The organism is Sphingobium sp. BHU LFT2, assembly GCF_018604485.1.
Lineage (GTDB): Bacteria > Pseudomonadota > Alphaproteobacteria > Sphingomonadales > Sphingomonadaceae > Sphingobium > Sphingobium yanoikuyae_A.
The window spans coordinates 1-1,479 of record NZ_JAFCGW010000063.1; the positions used below are offsets into that span (position 1 = coordinate 1).

At 66.1% G+C, this 1,479-nt stretch carries 1 protein-coding gene; it reads right to left on the reverse strand.

Annotated features, from left to right (window positions below; all coding sequences use genetic code 11):
* Positions 1 to 1,479: TonB-dependent receptor (locus tag JQK15_RS26420; protein ID WP_214869618.1), on the reverse strand; the 1,479-nt coding region annotated here is incomplete at both ends.

The following is a 1,479-nucleotide window of genomic DNA, read 5'->3' on the forward strand; positions in this document are numbered from 1 at the left end:
ACGCCGATCCAGAGCGTCCTGGGTGTGCCCAGGTCGATGGATCCGCCGGCATTGCGGGTGACGACATCCTCGTCGAACAAATTTTCCCCGCGCGCGACCAGGCTGATGCCGTGGCCGATCGGCAGCCGGGCAAGGGCGTCGAGCGTCAGCGCATCGGGCAGCACGTCGCTCTGCAGGTCATCCTCATATTGCTTGGCCGTGTAGCGCAGCGTGGCCGACAGTTCCGGCCCGGCCTTGGGCGCCCAGGCCAGCGTCGCGCTGGCGGAATGGCGCGGCACCTGCGCGGGCGCGAAGCCGTCGAACGCCATGCCCGGCGCATCGACCCTGGAGCGGCTATAGGCATAGGAAGCGAGCAGCGAGAAATTGGCCGGCAGTTGCGCGCTGGCGGTCAACTCCACGCCCTTGGCTCGAATCGCGTTCACATTCTGCCGCTGGCGGGTGTTGGTGGCGATGGTGACATTGGCGATCGCATCGTCGAGCCGGTTGTAGAAAAGCGTGGCGGAGAGCTGCACGCCCGATGCCGGGGTCAGGTCGATGCCGCCCTCCACGCCCTTGAGCTTCTCGGGCTTCAGTGCGGCATTGGCCTGGGTTGTGATCGGGAAGACGACGAAGGGCCGATAGAGCTCATTGAGCGTGGGCAGGCGGAAGCCGCTATAGGCCGCGCCGCGCAGCGCCACCGCATCGCTGACATGATAGAGCGCGCCGGCCCGGCCGGAAAATTCCCAGTCGGAGCGATTGGCATAGCTGCTGTCCTGCGTCACCGCGCCCGCCGCATTGACCGCCTTGTAGAAGCCGTTGCGGATCGACCAGCGATCGGCCCGCACCCCGCCGGTCAGGACAAGCTTGCCGCCAAAGACATCGGGGCTCCAGTCATCCTCGGCAAAGATACCGGATGTGATCTGGTCGCCACCAGCATGGCGGCGCGCTGTCAGCGGGTTGCTGGCGAGGCCGGCATTATAGGCATCCTCAAACATGTCGCCGGTGGCAAAGCGGCTATCCACGCCGATGCGCAGCACATGGTCTTCGCCCACCGGCGGGCGCAACTCGATCTTGCCGCCAATCCCGGTCGATGGCGTGTTGCGCTGGTCGAGCGACTTGCGGAAGCTGGTGGAGGAGATGACGATATTCGAGAAATTGCGCGCCTGGAGATAGGCGAGCGCATCGACCTGCCAGCGGCCGCGCGAAATATAGCGGATGCTGGCATCCTGGCCCTGGCTCATGCTGTCGGCGCCGGCAAAGCGCAGCGTGCGATTGTCCTGGAACAAGGTGCCGCGAAACTGGATTTCCGAGGTGGCGTCGATCGGCGCGACCGCGCGCAAATTGGTCGACCAGCTGTCATAGCCGGCGGGCACGGTGGCGGCGACGCGCTGGTCCTTTGGCGTGGTCTGGAAACCGTCACCCCGATCCCAGCGACCGGACAGCGACACGTAACCGCTGCCCAGATCCGGCGCGATGCTGGCGGACAGCTCGGTCGCGTCC